A 21,075-nucleotide genomic window follows, 5' to 3' on the forward strand; every position below is an offset into this window, starting at 1 on the left:
TTAAAAATCCGATCACTTAGGTGGTCGGATTTTTTTGTCCAAATTTTATGGTCAATTAATCGAGTCATGATGCTAATGAATTTTTGATGAGAAAATAAGAACTATTTATATAGAGTAATCATTAAGTTTTTGAAGTTAAGTCACAATTTTTTGTTGTCTATAGAGAACATAATATTAGCTTGTCTTAAAGAATAATTCTGATTATTCTTAGTTGAGGCCTATTCTTCGCATCAGGCGATGCAGTAGCAAGAATAAGCGGACTTTCAAATAACTACAGGGAATGTATTATGTTAGGGAAAATGATGTACCAGCCATTGCTGATCAGTGGTCTAATCGAACACGCTGCCCGTTATCATGGCGATACGGCGGTTTTGTCCAAAGAAGTCGATGGACAGATGACTCATACCAATTGGCGTACTGTCTCAGATAACTCAAAACGATTGGCCAATGCATTGGCTACACTGGGTCTTAAATCATCAGAACGCATAGCAACTTTGGCTTGGAATAATCGACGTCATTTAGAAGCTTGGTATGCCATTTCAGGCAGTGGCATGGTTTGCCATACTATCAATCCACGTTTGTTCCCTGAGCAGCTTAGCTACATTATCAATGACGCTGATGATCGTGTACTATTTTTTGATACTACTTTCCTACCGCTAATTATGGCAATCAAAGAGCATATCAAAGGTGTTGAACACTTCATTTGTCTAAGTGATCGAGATGATAGTATCGTCGAAAAACTGCCTAATGTACTGTTCTTTGATGAGCTATTAGCAGAAAACTCGACTGACTTTGACTGGCCTCAATTTGATGAAGCAACAGCCAGCTCTTTATGCTACACCTCAGGAACTACCGGTAATCCTAAAGGTATTTTATATACTCATCGCTCTTCTGTGCTGCATGCGATGGCATTGTGCATGCCTGATGTCTCCGCGCTCTCTGCACAAGACGTTTTGTTACCCGTAGTACCGATGTTCCATGTCAATGCGTGGGGCACACCTTATGCAGCTGCCTTGACTGGTTGCTCTCTCATACTTCCTGGTCCGAATCTTGATGGTGATAGTCTGGTATCTCTAATCGATGATTGTTATGTCACAGTTGCTCTAGGGGTTCCAACGATTTGGCAAAGTCTATTGACCGCTGCCAAAGCCAGAGGCAGTAAGCTTGATAGCATGACGCGTACTATCGTCGGAGGAGCCGCATGCCCACCATCAGTAATCAAAACGTTCAGAGAAGACTTTAACTGCGATGCGGTGCATGGTTGGGGCATGACAGAAACCAGCCCACTTGGAACGATGAATCAAATAAAAGCCAAGCATAAATCGCTGAGTAAAGATGAGATTAATGAGTTGCGTAACTCTCAAGGTCGTCCACCCTACGGCGTTCAGCTACGTCTCATAGATACTGACGAGCCGCTACAGCGAGTTGAAGAAGATGGTATGTCTCAAGGTCGTTTACAGATCAAAGGGCATTGGATCATCAACGATTATTACACAGAAAATCCTGATGCGATAACTGAAGATGGTTGGTTCGACACAGGTGATATTGCAACTATTGATGCCGATGGCTATATGAATATTCGGGATCGCTCAAAAGATTTGATTAAATCTGGTGGAGAGTGGATATCGTCAGTAGAGCTAGAGAACATCGCAGTCGCCCATCCGCAGATAAGAATGGCAGCCGCTATTGCTGCAAAGCATAAAAAATGGAGCGAGCGTCCAGTATTGATTGTAGTGAAAGAACCAGATTCAGAAATCGATGAGTCGCAAGTGCTAAGCTTTTACGAAGGTAAAATCGCCAGCTGGCAAATACCCGATAAAGTCATCTTTGTAGATAACATCGTGCTGAATGGCGCTGGCAAAATGGTCAAAAAAGACCTGCGTGATGATTATGGCAACGTGTTATTAGATAGCTGATTTGGCTATTAAGAGCATAAATTGACAATGCTACTTGCAAAACCAAGTGTGTAATCTAGATAGGTTTCTTTAAGAATAGTGGTATAGGTGAGTAGGGCGTTTGAGATGCTCGTCATCTATATCACTTATCATGATTATTATTTCAAACGAGCACTGAGAGATTAATGTACATCAGATGCACAGATTGAGATAGATAGAGCAGGACAGTATAGAACACCAGATACAACAAAGCCCCTGATATCAGGGGCTTTAGCTGTTCTATAAGATAGTATAGGACTATGTAATGGTACCCGGAGCCGGACTTGAACCGGCACGCTATTGCTAGCGAGGGATTTTAAATCCCTTGTGTCTACCAATTTCACCACCCGGGCAAAACTTGTTTTATCTAAAATGTAAACTAGCTGATAGACCATCTAGTTACTAGATAAGTGGTCGCTATTATAATCGGTTGTGATAATAATGCAAGCCAAAATTAACGTAAAGTTAATAAATAATTGGAGGCTGGAGTCGGAATCGAACCGGCGTTAACGGAGTTGCAGTCCGCTGCATGACCACTCTGCCATCCAGCCAATCAAGGTCGCCTATATTAGCAAAAATATAGTAAATTACAAGTCCTTTTTTCATTAAAAACAGCTTATTTATTATCTTATCTATATTTAGCCCTAATTTAGAAGCGTTTATACTGTTAATAGGCTTTTTCAAACTATTAGTAAACCAGCGTGTAATGATGATGGTTTAAAATATAGTGCGCTAAACTATATCTCTATTGTTACGTTTGGCACTTTTCACATCACGATAAGTGGCCGTGCAAATTAATACGAGTACGCCAAGAGTAATGGCGGGCCAAATTAAGATATATAAGCCGTAGATAAAGACGTTGTCCATGATATCTCCTTATAATATTGCTAAGTAAGTAGCGATTAGCCAAATACTGCTGACCAATCACTACTTGGATAAAGCGACTTTGGTTTAAGATTTAAGTGACGATGGGATTTCCGACTTTTTATCGTAATTGCCCACACGCTGCTTAATTAAGTCGAAGTCGAAGTGTTCGTCTCCCATCAGGCTGATAATCACACAGACGACGGTACTAGCGCCGTAAGCTGTTAGAGAGGCTAGCAGGACCATATATTGACGTAAGAAGCCAGTAGCGAAGATAAGCATCAGCACTAGCGTGATAACTGCGGCGACCATGCCAATCTTACGACCTAAGAATCCAAAGACCATTAGCCCAATAACAACCGCTGCACCGACACTGGCCAGTATTTCAAAGAATAGGGCGGTGACACCAGTGATTGGGAGTAATTCGAAACGGGCAACGCAAAATAAGAGTAGTCCGACGATAACTGCTGAGGTAAAGGCAGTATTGGTGACGCGATTCCAAAACACACTGGCGATAACAGGGAAGACAATAGCCCCCCATAGTGCACCAACAAATACTAGCATGACGAGAATATCAAGCTTAAAGCTCGCAAAAATTAGTCCAGCTGCTGTCGCAACAATCATCGTGCCGCGACCAATTAGCATCATTGTTTTAGGTTTAACATGGCCTTTTTTGGCGATATTTTTACCGTAGACATCCGCCATCATAATGGTTGATAGCGCTGACAAATCTGAATCAGCAGTTGAGGACAATGAACCAATCACTAAAATAAAGAATAAGGCGATAAAGACTGGATGTAGATAAGTACTAACCATTTGAGGGATTAGGTTATTCATATTGCCATCGAGTGGTTCAACACCAATAGTCACAGCCATTAATCCAATCATACCAAGGCCGATGACGATACCCGCATAGCCAACCGTAGCAGTGACAAACGTTGCTTTGATTTTGGTCTTATCAATCGCAAATAGGCGCTGAGTGATGGTTTGATTACCAATAGCATATGCCAATACCGCTACAAAATAAGGCGCACCTTGTTGAAAGAATGCCTCAGAAGAAAAGAAATTCTGTTGCTCCAAAGTCAGGTTTGACAGGCCGCTAACCATAACTTCAGGGCCGCCCATAGCAAATAATACCGCTGGGATAATGACAATACCAATGGCCATTAGAGCGACCAACTGGGCGAAATCCGTAAAGACAGATGCTCGAAACCCTGATGTCAATGTATAACTCAGGACACCGATACCTGCGATCATTACCCCTGTTTGGAACGATAATGGCGACAGGACTGACACCAATGCCCCAGCAGCGGTAAAGTTGACCATCAAGCTAATTAAACTGCCCATAATATTGGATATGGCTAAGATTAATTGGCTTGATGAACCGTGGCGGGCATGAATCAGTTCACCTAGTGTATGGCCATCTGGTGCCAATTCACGAAAGCGCATACCAAAAGGGTAGATGAATAAAATCATCAATGCACCCCAAAAGCCATAATGTATCGGCCCTGATACGCCGTACTTATAGCCAGAGGTGGCCGCAGCGTAAAATGAGGCTGCCCAAATCCAAGTGGCGGTCATGCTGGCTGCACCCATACCAAAGCCAACACCGTGACCTGCGACCATAAATCCAGAAGTGGTCTCTTTATCTTTTTTGATTAATAAGGACAGTAAATAGGTGCCGCCATAAAATGCTAATAATAATAAAATAATCGTTAATGATGAAAATTGGAACAATGACTCAGTTTTCAAACTCAGACCTCGCAATTGTTAGTTGATGAATAAAGTTCAGCAAAAATGAAAGATACCAAACCATTAGGAATACAGCATAGCCTACACAGTCCTCATACCGAACGTATGTGGCTAATATAAATAGCGAAAATACCAACTGCAGTGGTAAGCAAATGCTAAGTGTTACGCCCAAATCTTAATGAGACAGATACTGTCAAATCAAAAAGACAGGGACTACTTTCAATAGGCGTCAGTTAATGGGTAAACCATCACGCTATTAATAGGCATACACAAAGGTAGCTACATGCTAAAGAAAACTCATGTGATGAGTGTCTATAGCGGAATTACGAATAAGCACTAAGCCATGATAAAATGACCCGAACTCGATTTAGACAGCCTTATCAGCTGTAATAAACAATAGCTGAGAAATCTCTACTCATCTATTGCGATTGATGTGTTACTAAGCGGCATTAATAAATAAAACTACATATTTGTTAAGTGCCTGTAACATATTTGCGGGATAAGAGTAACCTATTATGTCATTAACCTCAAACATTATCCGATATTTACCAAACAATGACCGAAGATGATATATAAGTATTTGTTTAAAGAGATTTAATAAGATTTTTAATAAAGCATTGAAAGATAAGGTTTTATTATTAGTAGCATTGAGTGATATATCGCTATGAGCTAAGTTATAACCATGAATGAGTAGCTGAAGCTTTCATTAGAAAAATAGATAATGAGCGATAGATGATGGTTGCTCTCAATGAACAAGTAGAAGTGAATTTTTATATATTATCTTGTTTGGTATAGTAAGTGACTCGGTTATCACGTAAAAATCCAGCCAATCCAAGGCCATAACGCTCAGCCACGCGCACTGCTGTACTGGTAGGCGCTGACATGCCAACTAGCCACGGGATTTGACTTCGAATAGACTTTTGAACCAGTTCAATAGAGAGACGCGAAGTCATAAGCACACAGCTAACGTCTGCTTTTTGGCGTAATTGCCAACCGATGAGTTTATCAAGTGCATTATGGCGGCCTACATCCTCGAATAAATGTAGCTGCTGATTATGTATCGTCGCTGCGGCATGTACCGCACCTGTCAGTTGATGCGTATGTTGCGCGGCATCCACTTGTTGACGCAGTGCCAATAGGGAGTCAAGACTTGGTGCGCTCGTTTGAATGCCATTTATACCTGTCTGTCGGTTATGTTCATGGTGTAAATGGTCTTGTGAGTAAGTACTTAAATCAGGCAAAGCTTGCGTTAGTCCAGTAATACCGCACATACCGCAGCCTGTACGCCCTGCGAGCTGTCGTTTTTGTGCTTGGATACGTTGATGGCAGCGTTGGCTCAATACCAACTCCACGACATAGATATCGTAATCTTGAAATCGTTCTAAGCTTTGCTCAATTGATACTGAGTCAAGATCTTCGTCACTCGAATCTTGAACGAACTTCTGGTAGCTAGCGATATCTGCAAGGTGAGTCACTTCCCAGTCGAGTAACTCGTGACTGTATTGAATTAATCCTTCGCTAAATAAGAACCCAACAGCCAAATACTCTAACTGATGAGGACTAGCCATCAGCACAGCATAATGAATCCCATTAATAATGATAGAGACCGCAGCTTCGACTGCTAAGCTGGTGGTCTGAGATTCGATTTGAAGGTGAGAGTCATTATTAGGGTTGCTAATAACTGACGGGTAATGATGCTTTTGTGCTAAGTGACTACGAGCAAGTGGTGTCTCTGACAACCTATCATCGTTAGGTGATTTAGGTACAACTCTCTTAATGTCGGTTGAGTTATCTATCATAGCGGGGTCGATAATAGCCTCACTTTGCTCAGCGTTATATTCAATGGTTATCACGGTTTATCATGGCCTAAAAGTAGGGGCGTGCTTATGGTCATTTAGAGAGCCAATGAAAATATCATTATTGGCTCTCCGCAGTATGATTTACACAGGCGTAGCGATCGACGTATTTGCCTCTACGCGCTCTAAAATGACAGTGGTCGATTTGTACGCTGGGATATGAGAATCTGGCGCATGTGTCTCTAAATCAAAGAGGTCGTTGCACTCAGGATAGTAAGCAGCGACAGCGTTAGAGGCAATATCCATCTCGCTCAATACCAATGGGCCTAATACGCGCGGTTGCTCTAGGCTGTCTTTGGCACGCTGGCGAGTGACCATAACACGGTCACCTTTTTGCCAACCTAAACGACTTATTTCATCAGGGTGCATGAATAGCACATCACGGCGATCCGTCTGACGATAGCGGTCTTTAAACCCAAAAATCATAGTGTTGAATTGGTCATGGCTACGGACACTGGTCAACTGCCAAACTTTTTGTGCTGTATCTGCATGCTCATCGATATCGTTTGCGGCTGCCATTTGTGCTGCGACAAAAGTAATCGGATATTGCGGTACTTCAAACTGAGCTTTGCCGCTCTCGGTATTCCATACACGATGACGCGCCGCATGATACAAATGAAAGCCACGCTCAGAGGTGCGAATACGCTGATTAAAGTCTTCAAATCCGTTAATAGCTTGAGCGATATAGTCTCGAATAATATCGAAATCCTCACTCATCGCCAACCAAGGAATAGACGAGTCGGCGCCGAGTACATGAGTCGCGATATCCGCTACGATTTGCGCTTCAGATTTTAGAGTATCACTAACAGGTTTGAGCTTACCTTGAGTAGGTACGATCTGACACATAGAGTCTTCGATAGTGGCAAATTGCTCACCCTTTGTTGTGACAATACGCTCGGTACGGCCTAAGCAAGGTAGGATCAAATTATTAGCACCGGGGTATAGCATGGTCTCATTGAGCTTAGTACCGACAAATATATTAAGCTGAGTAGTGGTTAAGGCTTGCTCAATAGCGCTGGTATCAGGGGCAGCCACTGCGTAGTTACCACCCATGCCCATAAAGACTTTCAATTTACCTGCGATAAGAGCCTTGGCACCTGTGACGACATCGTAGCCATGTTCTTGTGGCATAGGGTGCTTAAACACACGCTCTAAACTGTCTAGTAAGCTTTTGCTAGGACGCTCATGGATACCCATAGTGCGATCGCCCTGTACGTTGGAGTGCCCACGTACTGGGGATGCACCAGCGCCGTCGATACCAATCATACCCATCAGCAGGAGCAAGTTGGTAATCATCGCCACATTGTCATCACCCTGTACATGCTGAGTAATGCCCATGCCCCAAGTGCAAATCGTTGCTGGACTATCAGCGACCAGCTCAGCGAGATTGATAATATCTGTCTGAGAAATACCGCAGCCAAGTGTGATATCTGACCATGATTGCTCTGTTAGCCACTGTTTTAGAGGTTCAAAGCCTGAAGTATGAGTGGTAATAAACTCATGATTTATTTTATCGTTTTCGATTAACCACTTGGCAATGCCAGTCAATAGCGCTGCATCACCGCCGATTTGAATTTGAACAACATCATCGACCATGTCAGCGCTTTGACCAGCTGCCATGTGAGTTGGTTTTTGCGGATTTCTAAACTTACTCAGGCCTTGCTCACGCATCGGGTTGATTGAGATGATTCGACAGCCTTGCTCATGCGCATGGGCGAGCATCTCTAGCATACGTGGATGGTTAGTCGCTGGGTTTTGCCCAAACATCAATATCAGATTGGCTTGCTCAAAATCTTCTAACATCACGGTCGCTTTACCAATACCTAGCTGTCTGCTTAGCATTACTGAGGTTGGCTCGTGACACATATTTGAGCAATCAGGCAAATTATTGGTACCAAAGCAGCGTACGAATAACTGAAATAAGAAGGCGGGCTCATTAGTCACACGGCCTGATGTATAAAATAGCGCCTCATCAGGTGAATCTAACTGTCCTAACTGCTCAGAGATTAAGCTATAAGCGGCTTCCCAAGGGATAGGGACATAGCGATCTTGCGCCGCATCGTAATACATCGGCTCTGATAAACGACCACTATGTTCAAGCTCGTAACCAGTCCATCCCTGTAGCTCAGTAACGGTATGCCTTGCAAAAAACTCGGCATCTGCTTTGTGGGTCATGGTCTCACTGGCAATGACTTTAATGCCATTTTCACAGACATCGATGGCTTTGTGTGACTTATGGTCAGGCCAAGCACAGCCTGGGCAGTCAAATCCGCCTTGGGGCTGATTGCTTTTAAATACACTTATACCGCCGCGCAAAAATGTCTTATAGTCCATTAGCTTTTGGGTAGAGGAGATCAGCGCAGGCCAACCAGCAGCAGGGTGGGAGTAGATAGGAATTTTGCGCATGACAGACCTCATATAGTAAGTGACAACAGCGAAGCTTTGATAGACGACAACTATATAATGGTCAGTAAAAAGTTCATATGATCATTAACTATAGATAACAAAAAACCTCCAAGAAAAATCAATTCTCTTGAAGGTTTTTGAGGTTGTCGAAAATGGTTGTATCCGACAGGTACAAATTTATAAGTCGTAAGTCATGGACAGTATTAGCTCAAAAACTTAGCTCAAAATCAAACTGTCATCTTCAACTTTTTCGCCACGTGTTTGCTCAAACATATCAAGTAGATCATGTACGGTCATGCCTTTGCGAATGTCACCAGCCACATCCAACACGACTTGACCCTGATGCAGCATAACGGTGCGTGTACCATGTGCCAATGCTTGTTGCATAGAGTGGGTGACCATCATCGTAGTCAGCTTATTGTCCGTGACAATCTTATCAGTCAATTCTAAGACAAACGCCGCAGTCTTAGGATCGAGAGCTGCAGTATGCTCATCAAGTAGCAAAATCTTAGAAGGCTGCAATGATGCCATTAGCAGACTTACTGCCTGACGTTGACCACCAGAGAGTAGACCCATACGATCGGTTAGACGATTTTCTAAACCTAATTTTAAAACGGATAGTTTTTCTCGGAACAAATCGCGGTTGTTCTGGTTCAATGCAAATTTCAGACCGCGATTACCGCCACGTTTGTAGGCCAAAGCCATATTTTCTTCGATCGTAAGCGCTTCACAAGTACCGGCCATCGGATCCTGAAAGACACGAGCAACCCAATGCGCGCGTTGATGAGCAGACTTTTTGGTCACATCAATGCCATTTAACAAGATTGAGCCACTATCGACGCGCGTCGTACCGCTTACTGCGTTCAAAAAAGTAGATTTACCTGCGCCATTGGTACCAATGACAGTGACAAATTCACCATCAGCAATATTCAAACTGATACCACGTAGGGCAGGGTTTTCGATAGGCGTGCCTGGGTTAAAGGTCAACCGTAAATCGGTGGCTTGCATCATAATCGTTACTCCTTATTGTCTCTTCAAGCGAAGCAAGTGTTATAAATACCTGCTTTGACTGTCATTAGGCGCGAACCTTGCGTGATAAAAACTTGGTTTTCGCTTTTGGCAATACCAAGGCTAGTACCACGAGCAATGCGGTAATCAAGTTCAAATCCTGTGGACCAAAGCCGATACTACGTAGCGTATCGCTTGATAATGCGACCTGAATAAACAGTTTGTACAATACCGCGCCGACAACAACGGCAAAGGTGATCAGCCAAATACGCTTGGCAGGAATGATGGTCTCACCGATGATGACCGCTGCTAGACCAATGACGATTGTACCGATACCAATTGAGATATCTGCGCCACCCTGAGTCTGGACAAATAGTGCTCCCGCTAAGGCAATCAAACCGTTAGAAATCGCCATACCGATGATAGTCATCCACGAGGTATTGATACCTTGCGCCTGTGCCATTCTTAGGTTTGAGCCAGTAGCGCGCATCGACAGACCTGTCTCGGTGCTATAGAACCAGTTCAAAAATAACATAGCAGCTGCGACGACGACACCGATAATCAGGCAGCGCATCCAATAACCATTACCATCGGTCACCAGGGTGCTAAACACTGTGGTTTCGCCAAGCAAGGGTAGGTTTGGCGCGCCCATGATGCGTAGGTTGACAGAATATAAGGCAACCATGACCAAAATACTGGCAAGCAGCTGCAAGATGCCAAGTTTGACATGCAACCACGCAGTGACGATACCAGCGACTGAACCTGCTAACATCCCAAAAGCACAGGCCAACCATGGGTTGATACCAGCGATGATAGAAATACCAGCGACTGCGCCCCCTAACGGAAAACTACCGTCAGCGGTCAAATCAGGGAAGTCGAGCGTACGAAATGAGATAAGCACACCGAGTGCTACTAGGCCATAAATCAGACCACTTTCAAGCGCACCAAAAAAAGCAATTAAAGACATAAGAGATCAGTAAGTCATAACCAAGTGTCTAGCGTATGGTACCAAGATAAGTAAATGGCAATTGCCAAAATCATCTACCTGCTAAACAGCTAAGCGGTGAATTTAACAGATTAAGCAATCTGCGGTTAGGGTAAACCAAAACATATCACGATTAACAGCGATCATAAGCTACCTTGGTTTGAAGCGATGGTTCAAGGCACTGCAATGTAATCAATAGACCTATCCTCTACTCAACAAGTATCAGATAAATGACCAAACAAATACAGCACTATTAAACACGCTTCCAAAAAAGACTCTGTTTAGACAAGAAGCCCAGCCTAATGACTCATAGCTGGGTTTCTTATTTAATCATTAGCTGTATATTTAAGGTATACAACACAGTATCAAGTAGTGTCGCTTTCCTATTTATACCTGCTATTGTGAGCCAAATACAAAGGTGCGTTATTCTACCACTTCTTTTGCTTTATCGATAACCGCTTGTGGCAATGTGATGCCTTCTTCTTTAGCATGTTTTGGACTGACGTATAGATCAAGCGCTTGTGGAGTGTAAACAGGGATAGCACCTGCTTTTTCACCGTTTAAGATACGTACGACAATTTTACCAGTTTCACGGCCAAGCTCATAGTAGTTCACGCCTAGAGCAGCAACAGCACCGCGCTCAACTGAGCTAGTGTCTGAGGCAATGAGAGGAATCTTACTTTGTTTGGCGATTTGATATAGTGACTCGTACGCTGATACCACGTTGTTGTCAGTTGAAGTATAGATCATATCGACCTTACCTTCGAGACTACGTGCTGCCATCGCAATGTCGTTACTACGCTGTGCAGGTGCTTCAAGTACATTGATACCGAGTGGTGTTAGCTTCTCTTTTAGATTTTTTAAGATAATCGTTGAGTTGACTTCACCTGGGCTATAGACATAACCGACGTTCTTTAATGATGGAATGATTTGACGCATCAAGTCAATCTGTGGCTCGTACGGTAGGGCATCTGATGCGCCTGTAACGTTGGTGCCAGAACCATCTAGCTTAGGTACCAGTTTTGCGGCTACTGGATCAGTAACTGCTGAGAATACCAATGGAATGCTGCTAGTAGAAGCGGCAACAGACTGCGCAGATGGTGTTGCGATAGCGACGATAACGTCTGGCGCATCAGCGACAAATTGCTTGGCAATCTGACCAGCAGTAGCAGTGTTTCCTTGCGCGCTTTGGAAGTTAACGGTTAAGTTTTCACCGTCCTTGAAGCCTGCTTCGTTTAGCTCGTCGATGACACCTTTACGTACATCATCAAGCGCTGGATGTTCGACGATAGCGGTAATAGCAACGGTCTTCATAGCTGTCGCTGCATCACCACTAGCGGCAGCATCAGTGGAGCCATCATCTTGCGCTGATTGGTTACAACCAGTCAAGATAGCCGTACATACACTGCCTAATAATAAAGCCTTACCGAAATTAAAACGACCAAAACGATTTTGAGACAACATGGGTCTTACTCCTAAAATAATAGTGTGTCCGTACACTATATAAATAATTGACGAGCTAATAGATAGCTTACTACTTTTTATTTGGTTTCGGCATCAATATCAACATTGATGGCGTTTTTTAGTAACTCTGCTGGCAAGCTGACACCTTGTGTTTTGGCGTGCTTAGGACTGACATATAAGGTCAGGTCATTCATGACTTCAGGTTTGATAGTATTGACCGCTTCGCCATTTAACACGCGATATACCATCTTGCCAGTGGTACGACCAAAGTCATAGTCATTAACACCAAGCGCAGCAGTCGCGCCGCGTTTTACACTGAATTCATCAGACGCGATAATCGGTAACTTTAGCTCATTTGCTGCTTGGGTCATGGCCTCAAAGGCAGACGCAACATTATTGTCAAATGAGGTATAGATGATATCTGCGCGTCCTTGCAAACTGCGTGTCGCCATACCGATATCCGTTGGACGATTGGCAGGAATGTCTAATAGTGACAGACCTCGCGCTGGCAGAGCTTGTTTTAGGTTCTCACGCAATGATACTGAGTTTGCCTCACCTGGGCTATAGACATAACCAATGGTCTTTAAGTCGGGTTTTATCTGCTGTAACAAATCCAACTGCGGCTCTAGCGGCAACTGGCTTGAGAGTCCAGTCAAATTGCTTTGAAAGGGCTTGCCATCTGCCGTGATGAGCTTGGCACCTAGCGGATCTGACACAGCAGTGTAGATAATAGGGATAGTGGTGGTCGCGGCTACCACTGACTGCGCAGAAGGCGTTGAGATTGCTACGATCGCATCAGGGTTGTCTCCTGCAAATTGCTTGGCAATCTGTCCTGCAGTCGCTGTGTTTCCTTGAGCACTTTGAAAGTTAACAGTTAGGTTTTGACCTTCGACATAACCATTATCTGCCAATTCATCAATAATACCGCGGCGCATATCATCTAATGATGGATGCTCAACGATTTGAGTAATGGCAATTGATTTGGCAGGTTTGTCTGTAGCCGTGCTATTTTCAGCAGTCGCTGCGGTCTCGGTAGAGGAGTTTGAGCAGCCGATTAGTCCAAGTGTGCTAATGGCACTAAGAGCAACGCCATATAGGCTTAAGCGTAGAGTAGAAGCGATAGTCATTATTAGGTTAACTCATAGGTTATATCAATCGCAAAAACCAAGTAGATACGGCCAGACTGACTGAGTCTACTAACTTATATAGTAGTGATTTTGCTCATCTGTTTGGTGTACTTTGGTTTTTTACCATGATATTGAAGAATGCAGATTAGCCAAGTCAATGCTATGTTGATGCTGAGATAGCAGGCTAACAGTTAAATAAAGTAATCGTTCCATCGATTATTATGTTCATATTATGACAGTAATGTAAGTTATCGCAATAAGAAATTAATGTGTAGCGGTCATGGTGATGGATAATAAAAAAATCATCACTTCTTTTTATCTTATTTAGACGCGTGATGCATTGAAGCTCTTATGTAGATCTAAATATAACGGATGCTGCTAGGGTACTTTTGTTTGCTGAAAACATATGCAAAAGGCTTACATCCTAGCAACGCATCTATTACGTACTCACTTCATAATTAACGTAAGCTAATTTTCATACGAGAAACATGATAGGTCTAAGGATAATTCAGTCATTTTGGTGACATTGTGCTGCCATAGTGGATATGAAATAGACGCTATTATTTATCTAATTTTTTCGAATGACTATTTTAAGGATAATATAATGAACACTGCTAATCTCAAATTATTAACCATCGCTGGTATCACTGCTACTTCTTTGATTGGATTGCCTGCTATGGCAAAAGATGGTCATGGAAACGGGCACGGTAATGGACATGGTAATAGCAAAGGTAACTCTGCCCATGTCAGTAAAAACTATAAGCATAATGGCAACGCCCACCCAAGTATTAACGCTTATCGCAATGCTAGCCCAAATGCTTCATTTAAGCGTGATCTTGATAGATACGGTTGATAGATACGGTTATAGAGTAGTCGGCAAGATTGATAGAAGGGATTATGACCGTTACGTTCGTATTCGTACGCCAGAAAATAACATTGTGACGGTGATTAATGATACGTTGTAGATTATCGATATTTTGAGCAGATAAATATAAGGCTTAGTTTTTAGGAGTTTGCTAAATCAACCATAAAAAAAGATGCCATTTAGGGCATCTTTTTTTATTTTTCAATCCTAAAAATAACCGTTAAGCCAATACGTCGCCAACAACACAAGCATCCGGTAAGGTAACGACAGTTAAGCCTGTCTTTGGCTCGCCAGTTGACAATACCATGCCTTCTGATACGCCAAATTTCATCTTACGCGGGGCAAGGTTGGTCACGCAAATAACCTTTTTATTAATCAATTGCTCAGGCTCATAGAACTTACGAATACCGCTAAACACATTGCGAGGTTTGTCTTCGCCAACATCTAGCGTGAACTGTAGTAGCTTATCAGCACCTTCTACATGGTTACACTCTAAAACGTGTGCGACTTTCATCTCAACTTTGGAAAAGTCTTCGATACCAATATAGTCAGTCTGCTCGGCATCAGTACTAGCATCTGTTGCAGATGCTTTATCTTTTGCGGCAGGCTTACTATTATCAGTCGCAGCAGGAGCGTCTGCTTGAGTTAATGATGCTTTAGAATCTTCTACCATCGCTTCAATATCTTTTTCTTCGATACGTTGCATTAATGGCTTGAATTTATTGATTTTATGACCTAGTAACCACTCATTACGACTGGCAAAACTTAAATCATCAAGGTTCAAAAACTCTTTGGCATTATTAGTCAGCTCAGGCAATACTGGCGCAAGATAAACCATCAATTGACGGAAGATATTGATAGCGACCGAGCAGACGTCTTGAACCTCTTGCTCAGTACCCTCCAACTTCGCTAGTGACCATGGTTTTTTGGCATCGATATATTCGTTGGCTTTGTCCGCACATTGCATGATTAAACGCATAGCACGCGAGAATTCACGATTCTCATAGGCAGCAGCAATCTCATCGCCCGTTTTGGTAATGTCTTCTAATAGCTCTGACTCGACGCAAATTTCTGACAGCATGCCGTCGTACTTCTTAACCAAGAACCCTGCACTACGACTGGCGATATTGACGACTTTACCAACCAAGTCAGAGTTGACCTTTTGCATAAAGTCTTCTAAGTCTAAGTTAATGTCTTCAACTTTATCAGACAGTTTGCTGGCAAAGTAATAACGCAGATATTCAGGATGTAAGTGCTCAGCATAAGTCTCGGCCTTGATAAAAGTACCACGTGACTTACTCATTTTTTCGCCATTGACCATCAAGAAACCATGGGCAAAGACGCCAGTCGGTGTACGGTATTCGCTACCAGCTAGCATGGCTGGCCAAAACAAGGCATGGAAGTAAACGATGTCTTTGCCGATGAAGTGATAAACCTCGGTTTTGTGCTCGTTTTCTTGTGCCCAGTAGCGGTCAAAATCAAGCGCTTGGTCTGTCCCTGCACGCTTATCACATAGGTTTTTAAAGCTTGCCATGTAGCCGACTGGCGCATCTAGCCACACATAAAAGTATTTGTCTGGCTCATCACTTGGGGTGTCTGGAATTTGGAAGCCGAAGTAGGGCGCATCGCGTGAGATATCCCAGCTGGCAAGTCCTGCCTCAAACCATTCTTGAAGTTTGTTGGCGACTGACGTTTGCAAACGGTTGTCACTGCGCGTCCAGTCTTTTAGGAACTGTTCAAACTCTGGCAAGTCAAAGAAATAATGCTTAGAGGTTTTGAGCACAGGCGTTGCATTAGACAGTGTCGAATGTGGGTCTTTTAGATCCGTTGCATCATAAGTGGTGCCACATACTTCACAGTTATCGCCGTACTGGTCTGGTGAATCACACTCTGGACAAGTACCTTTGACAAAGCGATCGGCTAGAAATAATTGCTTTTCAGGATCAAACAGTTGCTCGACATCTTTTGTGCTGATATGACCAGCATCATTGAGACGACGATAAATCAGCTCAGAGAACTGTTTGTTTTCTTCTGAATGAGTGCTGTGGTAATTATCAAAGTTGATAAGGAACTTTGAAAAATCCGCTTCATGTGAGGCTTTAACTGAGGCAATTTGTTCCTCTGGCGTTACGCCGTTGGCTTCTGCTTTGAGCATGATTGCCGTACCGTGTGCATCATCCGCGCAGACATAGGTGACCTGATGGCCTTGCGCTTTCATCGCACGTACCCAAATGTCAGTCTGAATATACTCTACAAGATGCCCCAAATGGATATAGCCATTGGCGTAGGGCAGCGCACTGGTTACTAGAATCTCACGCACAAAATCACCTATATTTTTATATAAACGGGTTAGTTATCGAACATCTCAAGCGGTTCATCGCTCATCGATGCGACATCGTTAATGCTAAAAACTTCTAAAAATAATAAAAATTCAAAAAGTGTGCCTATGATACCGTAAATCAAATAAATTTGTGATATTCCTTGGTAATTACTTCTCATTTGGCAAGCACTAATTAACCACAAACAATAGCCTTGCATTGAATCTGGTCATTATAGATTAGTTATCAATCAGCCATGAAAAAACCCACCAAGCAGTATGCCGAGTGGGTTTTTTATTTATCTATTATTCGTTTAGATACCAGTGGTTAGTCACAATAAATGGCTAAGCGATAATCTACCTTAGAATGAACCAAACATCGTCCCTAAGATAATAACAGCAGCCACAGCGACCAATGGAATAACCATCGTAACCATCGCCAAATTTAAATAAGATTGCTTATGGGTCAGACCACAAATCGCTAGCAAGGTGATGACCGCGCCACTGTGCGGAAGCGTATCAAGACCACCTGCCGCCATAACGGCTACGCGGTGCATCAGCTCAGGGTCGATACCCGCATTGACGGCCATTCTTAGATAGTCTTCACCTAATGTCGACAGCGCAATACTCAAACCGCCAGACGATGAGCCTGTGATACCAGCAAGCGTGGTCATCGCGACGGCTTCTGAGATCAGAGGGTTGTCAGGGGTAAGGTTTAAAATGCTATCACGAATGATAAGGAAGCCTGCGAGCGACGCGATAACTGCACCGTAACCCACTTCTGATGCCGTGTTAAAAATAGGCAACATCGAATCATAAGTACCACGGTTGATGGTTTTTTGTAGATTATTCCAGTGTCCAATACGTAGCAGAATTAACACCACACAAGCCACGACCAACGAGATAATAATTGACCATAACCCAAGTGAGCCTGCGATATTCAAGTCTGGGAACTGAGTTTGTAGACTACTGAAATCTATCGACGGGAATACCACATAGGTCAATATAGCGTTCAAACCAATGACCAATACCAGCGGAATCATCGCAATGGTAAAAGAAGTGTGATGAGTGTTTAATACCTCAGCTTCTTTTGCCGCCGCACCAATGCTACCTGTATCCTCTTCATCATGCTGACCATAGCCTTCGCCCGCTGCATTGGCTTTTCTGGCACGTGATTGCAGCCACATCCAACCACAAATAAACATGATCGTACCGCCGATGATACCCAAGATAGGGGCGGCAAATACGTTGGTATTGTAGTAAGGAATGGGAATAGCGTTTTGAATGGCTGGCGTGCCTGGCAGTGCAGTCATCGTAAACGTAAATGATCCTAGAGCAATCGCTGCTGGAATCAAACGTTTTGGGATATCGGCTGCTCTAAACAAGTCTTTGGCGATTGGATAAATAGCAAAAGCCACAACGAACAACGATACGCCGCCATAGGTCAAAATAGCACAGACCAAAATCACCGCAAGGATGGCCTTGCTAGCACCGAGCTTTTCGACGACCGTATTGGCAATGGCGGTTGCTGCGCCAGAGTCTGCCATTAGGCGGCCAAATAGTGCCCCTAGCAAGAATATAGGAAAAAACTTAAGCAAGAATCCACTTAACGCGCCCATAAAAACATCGGTATAAGCGGGGATGGTGTTTAAGAAGTCACCTGATAGTAAGACTGCCAGCGTCGCCATAATCGGTGCTAGGATCAGCACAGAATAACCGCGATAAGCAAAAAACATGAGTAATAATAGGGTGATGACAATCGCAAATGTACTAAACATGATAGCCCTCCTTGGCAAAATTAAGACAGCGAGTATGTCGCGCTTATCGATATAGGTCAATAAAATTAATCAAAAAACCTTATTTTTTATATTTTATTAAACATAAATCCAATTGCGATATTATTGAAGGATAAGGAATACTTTGTTGACTCGCGTGCTCTTGGGTTATTTTCTAATCACTACGAAAATAATATGTTAAGTTATCACAACTGTTTCACGCATGATATAGCGAGATAAAATGTATTGTTATGGATAATAATGTAAAATATAATGCGTGCCATTTATCAGGTAGAGTATGCAGTCGTCGCTCTCAAGTCTGATAAAGCTCTAATAATAACTCTTAAAACCAAACATCAAATTTACAAGGAATGTGAATATGTTTAGTGCCATCACTAATGCGAGCGTACAGTTAGTCAACCGCTATCTACCATCCCCATTCGTGTTTTCGATCGTATTGACCCTCATTGCATTTGCTGTAGGACTGGCAATTACTGGCCAAGATATGATTGCGATGGCAGGGCATTGGGGCAATGGACTGTGGTCACTGCATAGCTTTGCCATGCAAATGGCATTGGTTTTAGTGACAGGCTATGCCTTTGCCAGTGCGCCATTCATTCAACGCTTATTGGACAATCTGGCTAGTCGTGTTCACTCTCCTACGACCGCCATTATCGTATCGACCTTGGTGGGATTGGTTGGTTCATGGATAAACTGGGGTTTCGGTCTGATCATCGGGGCTATCTTTGCCAAAGCCTTGGCAAAAAAAGTGGCCAACGTCGACTATCCGCTATTGGTCGCTGCCGCGTATTCAGGTTTCGTGATTTGGCATGGTGGTTTTTCAGGTTCGATACCGCTGACACTTAGCTCGGGCGGTGATACGCTACTGACGTTGTCAGGCAATACCATGACCGAAGCAGTACCTTTATCTCAAACGGTATTTGCAGGCTACAACATGCTGCTAGTAGGTTTACTTATCGTTATTTTACCACTCGTCAATCGCTTTATGCATCCTAAAAACCCTACGGTTATTGATCCTAAGCTGATCAAAGAAGAGATCTACGTCGCGCCCCAAAGAGACACGCCTGCACAAAAGCTAGATGATAGCCGTATTATTGCTGTCATCTTATTGGCCTTAGCACTGATGTACTATATCAGCGAGTTTGGTAGTAACGGTTTTAACCTAGGGCTAAATATCGTCATTGGGCTATTCCTATTTATAGGTTTGCTATCGCATGGCACGTTAGAGCGTTATTATCGTGCCGTACACTCGGGGATAGGTGGCATCACGGGTATTGTGCTATTGTTCCCGTTCTACGGTGGCATCATGGGCATTATGACGGGAGCAAATGCGGATGGTATCTCTATCAGTACGCAAGTGACCGAATTTTTTGTCAATTCAGCTTCTGCCGACAGCTTTCCGATTTTTGCATTTTTAAGTGCTGGTTTGGTCAACGTCTTTGTACCATCGGGCGGTGGACAGTTTGCGGTACAAGGCCCTGTTATGATTCCTGCTGGTATCGAACTGGGTGTTAGTCCAGCCATTACTGCAATGGCGATTGCATGGGGTGACGCATGGACCAACATGATTCAGCCGTTTTGGGCTTTGCCATTATTGGGTATCGCAGGTTTGGATGCACGCGCTATCATGGGCTACTGCCTAATAGTATTGGCAGTATCGGGTGCTATTATCATGAGCGTGTTTTGGCTATTGGTATAGTCATTTCACTATAAAAGTATTACTGCGTTCACCTTGCTTGAAGTATTAGATATACATCTACACTCGGTTGCCTTGTACTATTCTTAAATTGAATTGACTATACAAGGTTATAACGCGCAAAAGAAAAATAAGCATGATGAGTTTTCGTTGTTAGGTTTTATTAAAAGCAACAATCAAACGGATAATTGAGACACTTAATTCAGCATTAGGTTATGCACGGATTAAAAATACAAATAACAGTCATAGGAGATAAGCATGAGTCAATCAAAAGTATATAACAGTGCCGAAGAAGCGCTAAAAGGTGTCGTCAGTGACGGGCAAACGCTCGCGATCGGTGGCTTCGGACTATGCGGTATTCCAGAAGCATTAATCGAAGCGCTGCGTGATAGTAAAGTCAAAGAGCTGACTTGTATCAGTAATAACGCTGGTGTCGATGACTTCGGTCTAGGGCTATTGCTACAGACACGTCAAATCAAAAAAATGATTTCATCTTATGTGGGCGAAAACAAAGAGTTTGAGCGCCAGTACTTGGCAGGCGAGTTAGAAGTTGAGTTGACGCCACAAGGAACATTGGCTGAAAAATTGCGCTCAGGCGGTGCTGGTATCCCTGCGTTTTATACTGCAACAGGCGTAGGTACATTAGTCGCTGAAGGTAAAGAGACGCGTGATTTTGATGGGCGTACTTATGTGTTGGAGCATTCCTTACGCGCTGATGTCGCTCTAATTAAAGCGCAAAAAGCTGACAAAGCGGGCAACCTAATCTTTAATAAAACCGCTCGTAACTTTAACCCAGACTGTGCGATGGCTGGTAAAACCACAATTGTTGAAGTAGAAGAAATCGTTGAGACAGGGACGTTTGATCCGGATGAAGTGCATCTACCAGGTATTTTTGTTCAACGTATTGTGCTGAATGCTAGCCCTGAAAAACGTATCGAAAAAACCACGACTAAAGCGCTAGAAGGCGCTTAGATAAAATCATGGTTGAAACTTATCGTCAGTTTT

At 43.2% G+C, this 21,075-nt stretch carries 14 protein-coding genes and 2 tRNA genes; 4 read left to right on the forward strand and 12 right to left on the reverse strand.

Features of this window, described 5'->3' with window-relative positions; genetic code table 11:
* Positions 1-287: 287 nt before the first annotated feature.
* Positions 288-1,916 carry a long-chain-fatty-acid--CoA ligase gene (locus HCZ91_RS06715; protein ID WP_179798771.1) on the forward strand — a complete coding sequence of 543 codons (1,629 nt, stop codon included), beginning with the start codon at positions 288-290 and terminating at the stop codon, positions 1,914-1,916.
* A 284-nt stretch (positions 1,917-2,200) separates the two neighbouring features.
* Here HCZ91_RS06715 and HCZ91_RS06720 read toward each other — a convergent pair.
* The 10 genes from HCZ91_RS06720 to HCZ91_RS06760 form a co-directional block, all read right to left on the reverse strand.
* Positions 2,201-2,287, reverse strand: a tRNA-Leu gene (locus tag HCZ91_RS06720).
* A gap of 124 nt (positions 2,288-2,411) precedes the next feature.
* Positions 2,412-2,485: transfer RNA gene (locus HCZ91_RS06725), tRNA-Cys, on the reverse strand.
* A 181-nt stretch (positions 2,486-2,666) separates the two neighbouring features.
* Positions 2,667-2,801, reverse strand: a complete 135-nt coding sequence (locus tag HCZ91_RS13865) for a putative transporter small subunit (protein ID WP_218870079.1) — start codon at positions 2,799-2,801, stop codon at positions 2,667-2,669.
* An 84-nt stretch (positions 2,802-2,885) separates the two neighbouring features.
* Positions 2,886-4,535, reverse strand: coding sequence for a sodium:solute symporter family protein (locus tag HCZ91_RS06730; protein WP_320158002.1), 1,650 nt, complete (start codon positions 4,533-4,535; stop codon positions 2,886-2,888).
* Positions 4,536-5,320: 785 nt separating this feature from the next.
* A complete protein-coding gene (locus tag HCZ91_RS06735; protein WP_346342183.1) occupies positions 5,321-6,403 on the reverse strand; it encodes a formate dehydrogenase accessory sulfurtransferase FdhD in 1,083 nt (360 codons plus the stop codon).
* Between the two features lie 87 nt (positions 6,404-6,490).
* The gene (locus HCZ91_RS06740; protein WP_179798773.1) at positions 6,491-8,812 is read right to left on the reverse strand and encodes an FdhF/YdeP family oxidoreductase; all 2,322 of its coding nucleotides are present in this window, start codon (positions 8,810-8,812) and stop codon (positions 6,491-6,493) included.
* 216 nt (positions 8,813-9,028) lie between these two features.
* Positions 9,029-9,823, reverse strand: coding sequence for an ABC transporter ATP-binding protein (locus tag HCZ91_RS06745; protein ID WP_057759272.1), 795 nt, complete (start codon positions 9,821-9,823; stop codon positions 9,029-9,031).
* Positions 9,824-9,887: 64 nt separating this feature from the next.
* Entirely contained in the window at positions 9,888-10,787 is a 900-nt protein-coding gene (locus HCZ91_RS06750; protein ID WP_101204314.1) for an ABC transporter permease, read from the reverse strand.
* Positions 10,788-11,228: 441 nt separating this feature from the next.
* A complete protein-coding gene (locus HCZ91_RS06755) occupies positions 11,229-12,269 on the reverse strand; it encodes an ABC transporter substrate-binding protein (RefSeq protein ID WP_179798774.1) in 1,041 nt (346 codons plus the stop codon).
* Positions 12,270-12,346: 77 nt separating this feature from the next.
* The gene (locus tag HCZ91_RS06760; RefSeq protein WP_102094939.1) at positions 12,347-13,396 is read right to left on the reverse strand and encodes an ABC transporter substrate-binding protein; all 1,050 of its coding nucleotides are present in this window, start codon (positions 13,394-13,396) and stop codon (positions 12,347-12,349) included.
* A 604-nt stretch (positions 13,397-14,000) separates the two neighbouring features.
* Between HCZ91_RS06760 and HCZ91_RS06765 the strand changes: the two genes are divergently transcribed.
* The gene (locus tag HCZ91_RS06765; RefSeq protein WP_257019995.1) at positions 14,001-14,249 is read left to right on the forward strand and encodes a hypothetical protein; all 249 of its coding nucleotides are present in this window, start codon (positions 14,001-14,003) and stop codon (positions 14,247-14,249) included.
* Positions 14,250-14,481: 232 nt separating this feature from the next.
* Here the strand turns inward: HCZ91_RS06765 and metG are convergent, their stop codons facing one another.
* The gene (metG, locus tag HCZ91_RS06770; protein ID WP_179798775.1) at positions 14,482-16,581 is read right to left on the reverse strand and encodes a methionine--tRNA ligase; all 2,100 of its coding nucleotides are present in this window, start codon (positions 16,579-16,581) and stop codon (positions 14,482-14,484) included.
* 359 nt (positions 16,582-16,940) lie between these two features.
* A complete protein-coding gene (locus HCZ91_RS06775; RefSeq protein WP_179798776.1) occupies positions 16,941-18,356 on the reverse strand; it encodes a GntP family permease in 1,416 nt (471 codons plus the stop codon).
* Positions 18,357-18,732: 376 nt separating this feature from the next.
* Here HCZ91_RS06775 and HCZ91_RS06780 point away from each other — a divergent pair, with 376 nt between their 5' ends.
* Entirely contained in the window at positions 18,733-20,073 is a 1,341-nt protein-coding gene (locus tag HCZ91_RS06780; protein WP_179798777.1) for a TIGR00366 family protein, read from the forward strand.
* A gap of 255 nt (positions 20,074-20,328) precedes the next feature.
* Positions 20,329-21,042: a CoA transferase subunit A gene (locus tag HCZ91_RS06785; RefSeq protein WP_179798778.1), complete on the forward strand. Its 714-nt coding sequence runs from the start codon at positions 20,329-20,331 to the stop codon at positions 21,040-21,042.
* Positions 21,043-21,075 lie beyond the last annotated feature (33 nt).

Origin of the sequence: Psychrobacter sp. BI730 (assembly GCF_013414195.1) — a bacterium.
In the GTDB taxonomy this organism is placed as follows: Bacteria; Pseudomonadota; Gammaproteobacteria; order Pseudomonadales; family Moraxellaceae; genus Psychrobacter.

Bases quoted from the DNA above. Each gene is read 5' to 3' on its own strand.
- HCZ91_RS06715 (WP_179798771.1), top strand. From the start codon at position 288: ATGTTAGGGAAAATGATGTACCAGCCATTGCTGATCAGTGGTCTAATC.
- HCZ91_RS13865 (WP_218870079.1), bottom strand. From the start codon at position 2,801: ATGGACAACGTCTTTATCTACGGCTTATATATCTTAATTTGGCCCGCC.
- HCZ91_RS06740 (WP_179798773.1), bottom strand. From the start codon at position 8,812: ATGCGCAAAATTCCTATCTACTCCCACCCTGCTGCTGGTTGGCCTGCG.
- HCZ91_RS06745 (WP_057759272.1), bottom strand. From the start codon at position 9,823: ATGATGCAAGCCACCGATTTACGGTTGACCTTTAACCCAGGCACGCCT.
- HCZ91_RS06750 (WP_101204314.1), bottom strand. From the start codon at position 10,787: ATGTCTTTAATTGCTTTTTTTGGTGCGCTTGAAAGTGGTCTGATTTAT.
- HCZ91_RS06755 (WP_179798774.1), bottom strand. From the start codon at position 12,269: ATGTTGTCTCAAAATCGTTTTGGTCGTTTTAATTTCGGTAAGGCTTTA.
- HCZ91_RS06760 (WP_102094939.1), bottom strand. From the start codon at position 13,396: ATGACTATCGCTTCTACTCTACGCTTAAGCCTATATGGCGTTGCTCTT.
- HCZ91_RS06765 (WP_257019995.1), top strand. From the start codon at position 14,001: ATGAACACTGCTAATCTCAAATTATTAACCATCGCTGGTATCACTGCT.
- HCZ91_RS06775 (WP_179798776.1), bottom strand. From the start codon at position 18,356: ATGTTTAGTACATTTGCGATTGTCATCACCCTATTATTACTCATGTTT.
- HCZ91_RS06780 (WP_179798777.1), top strand. From the start codon at position 18,733: ATGTTTAGTGCCATCACTAATGCGAGCGTACAGTTAGTCAACCGCTAT.
- HCZ91_RS06785 (WP_179798778.1), top strand. From the start codon at position 20,329: ATGAGTCAATCAAAAGTATATAACAGTGCCGAAGAAGCGCTAAAAGGT.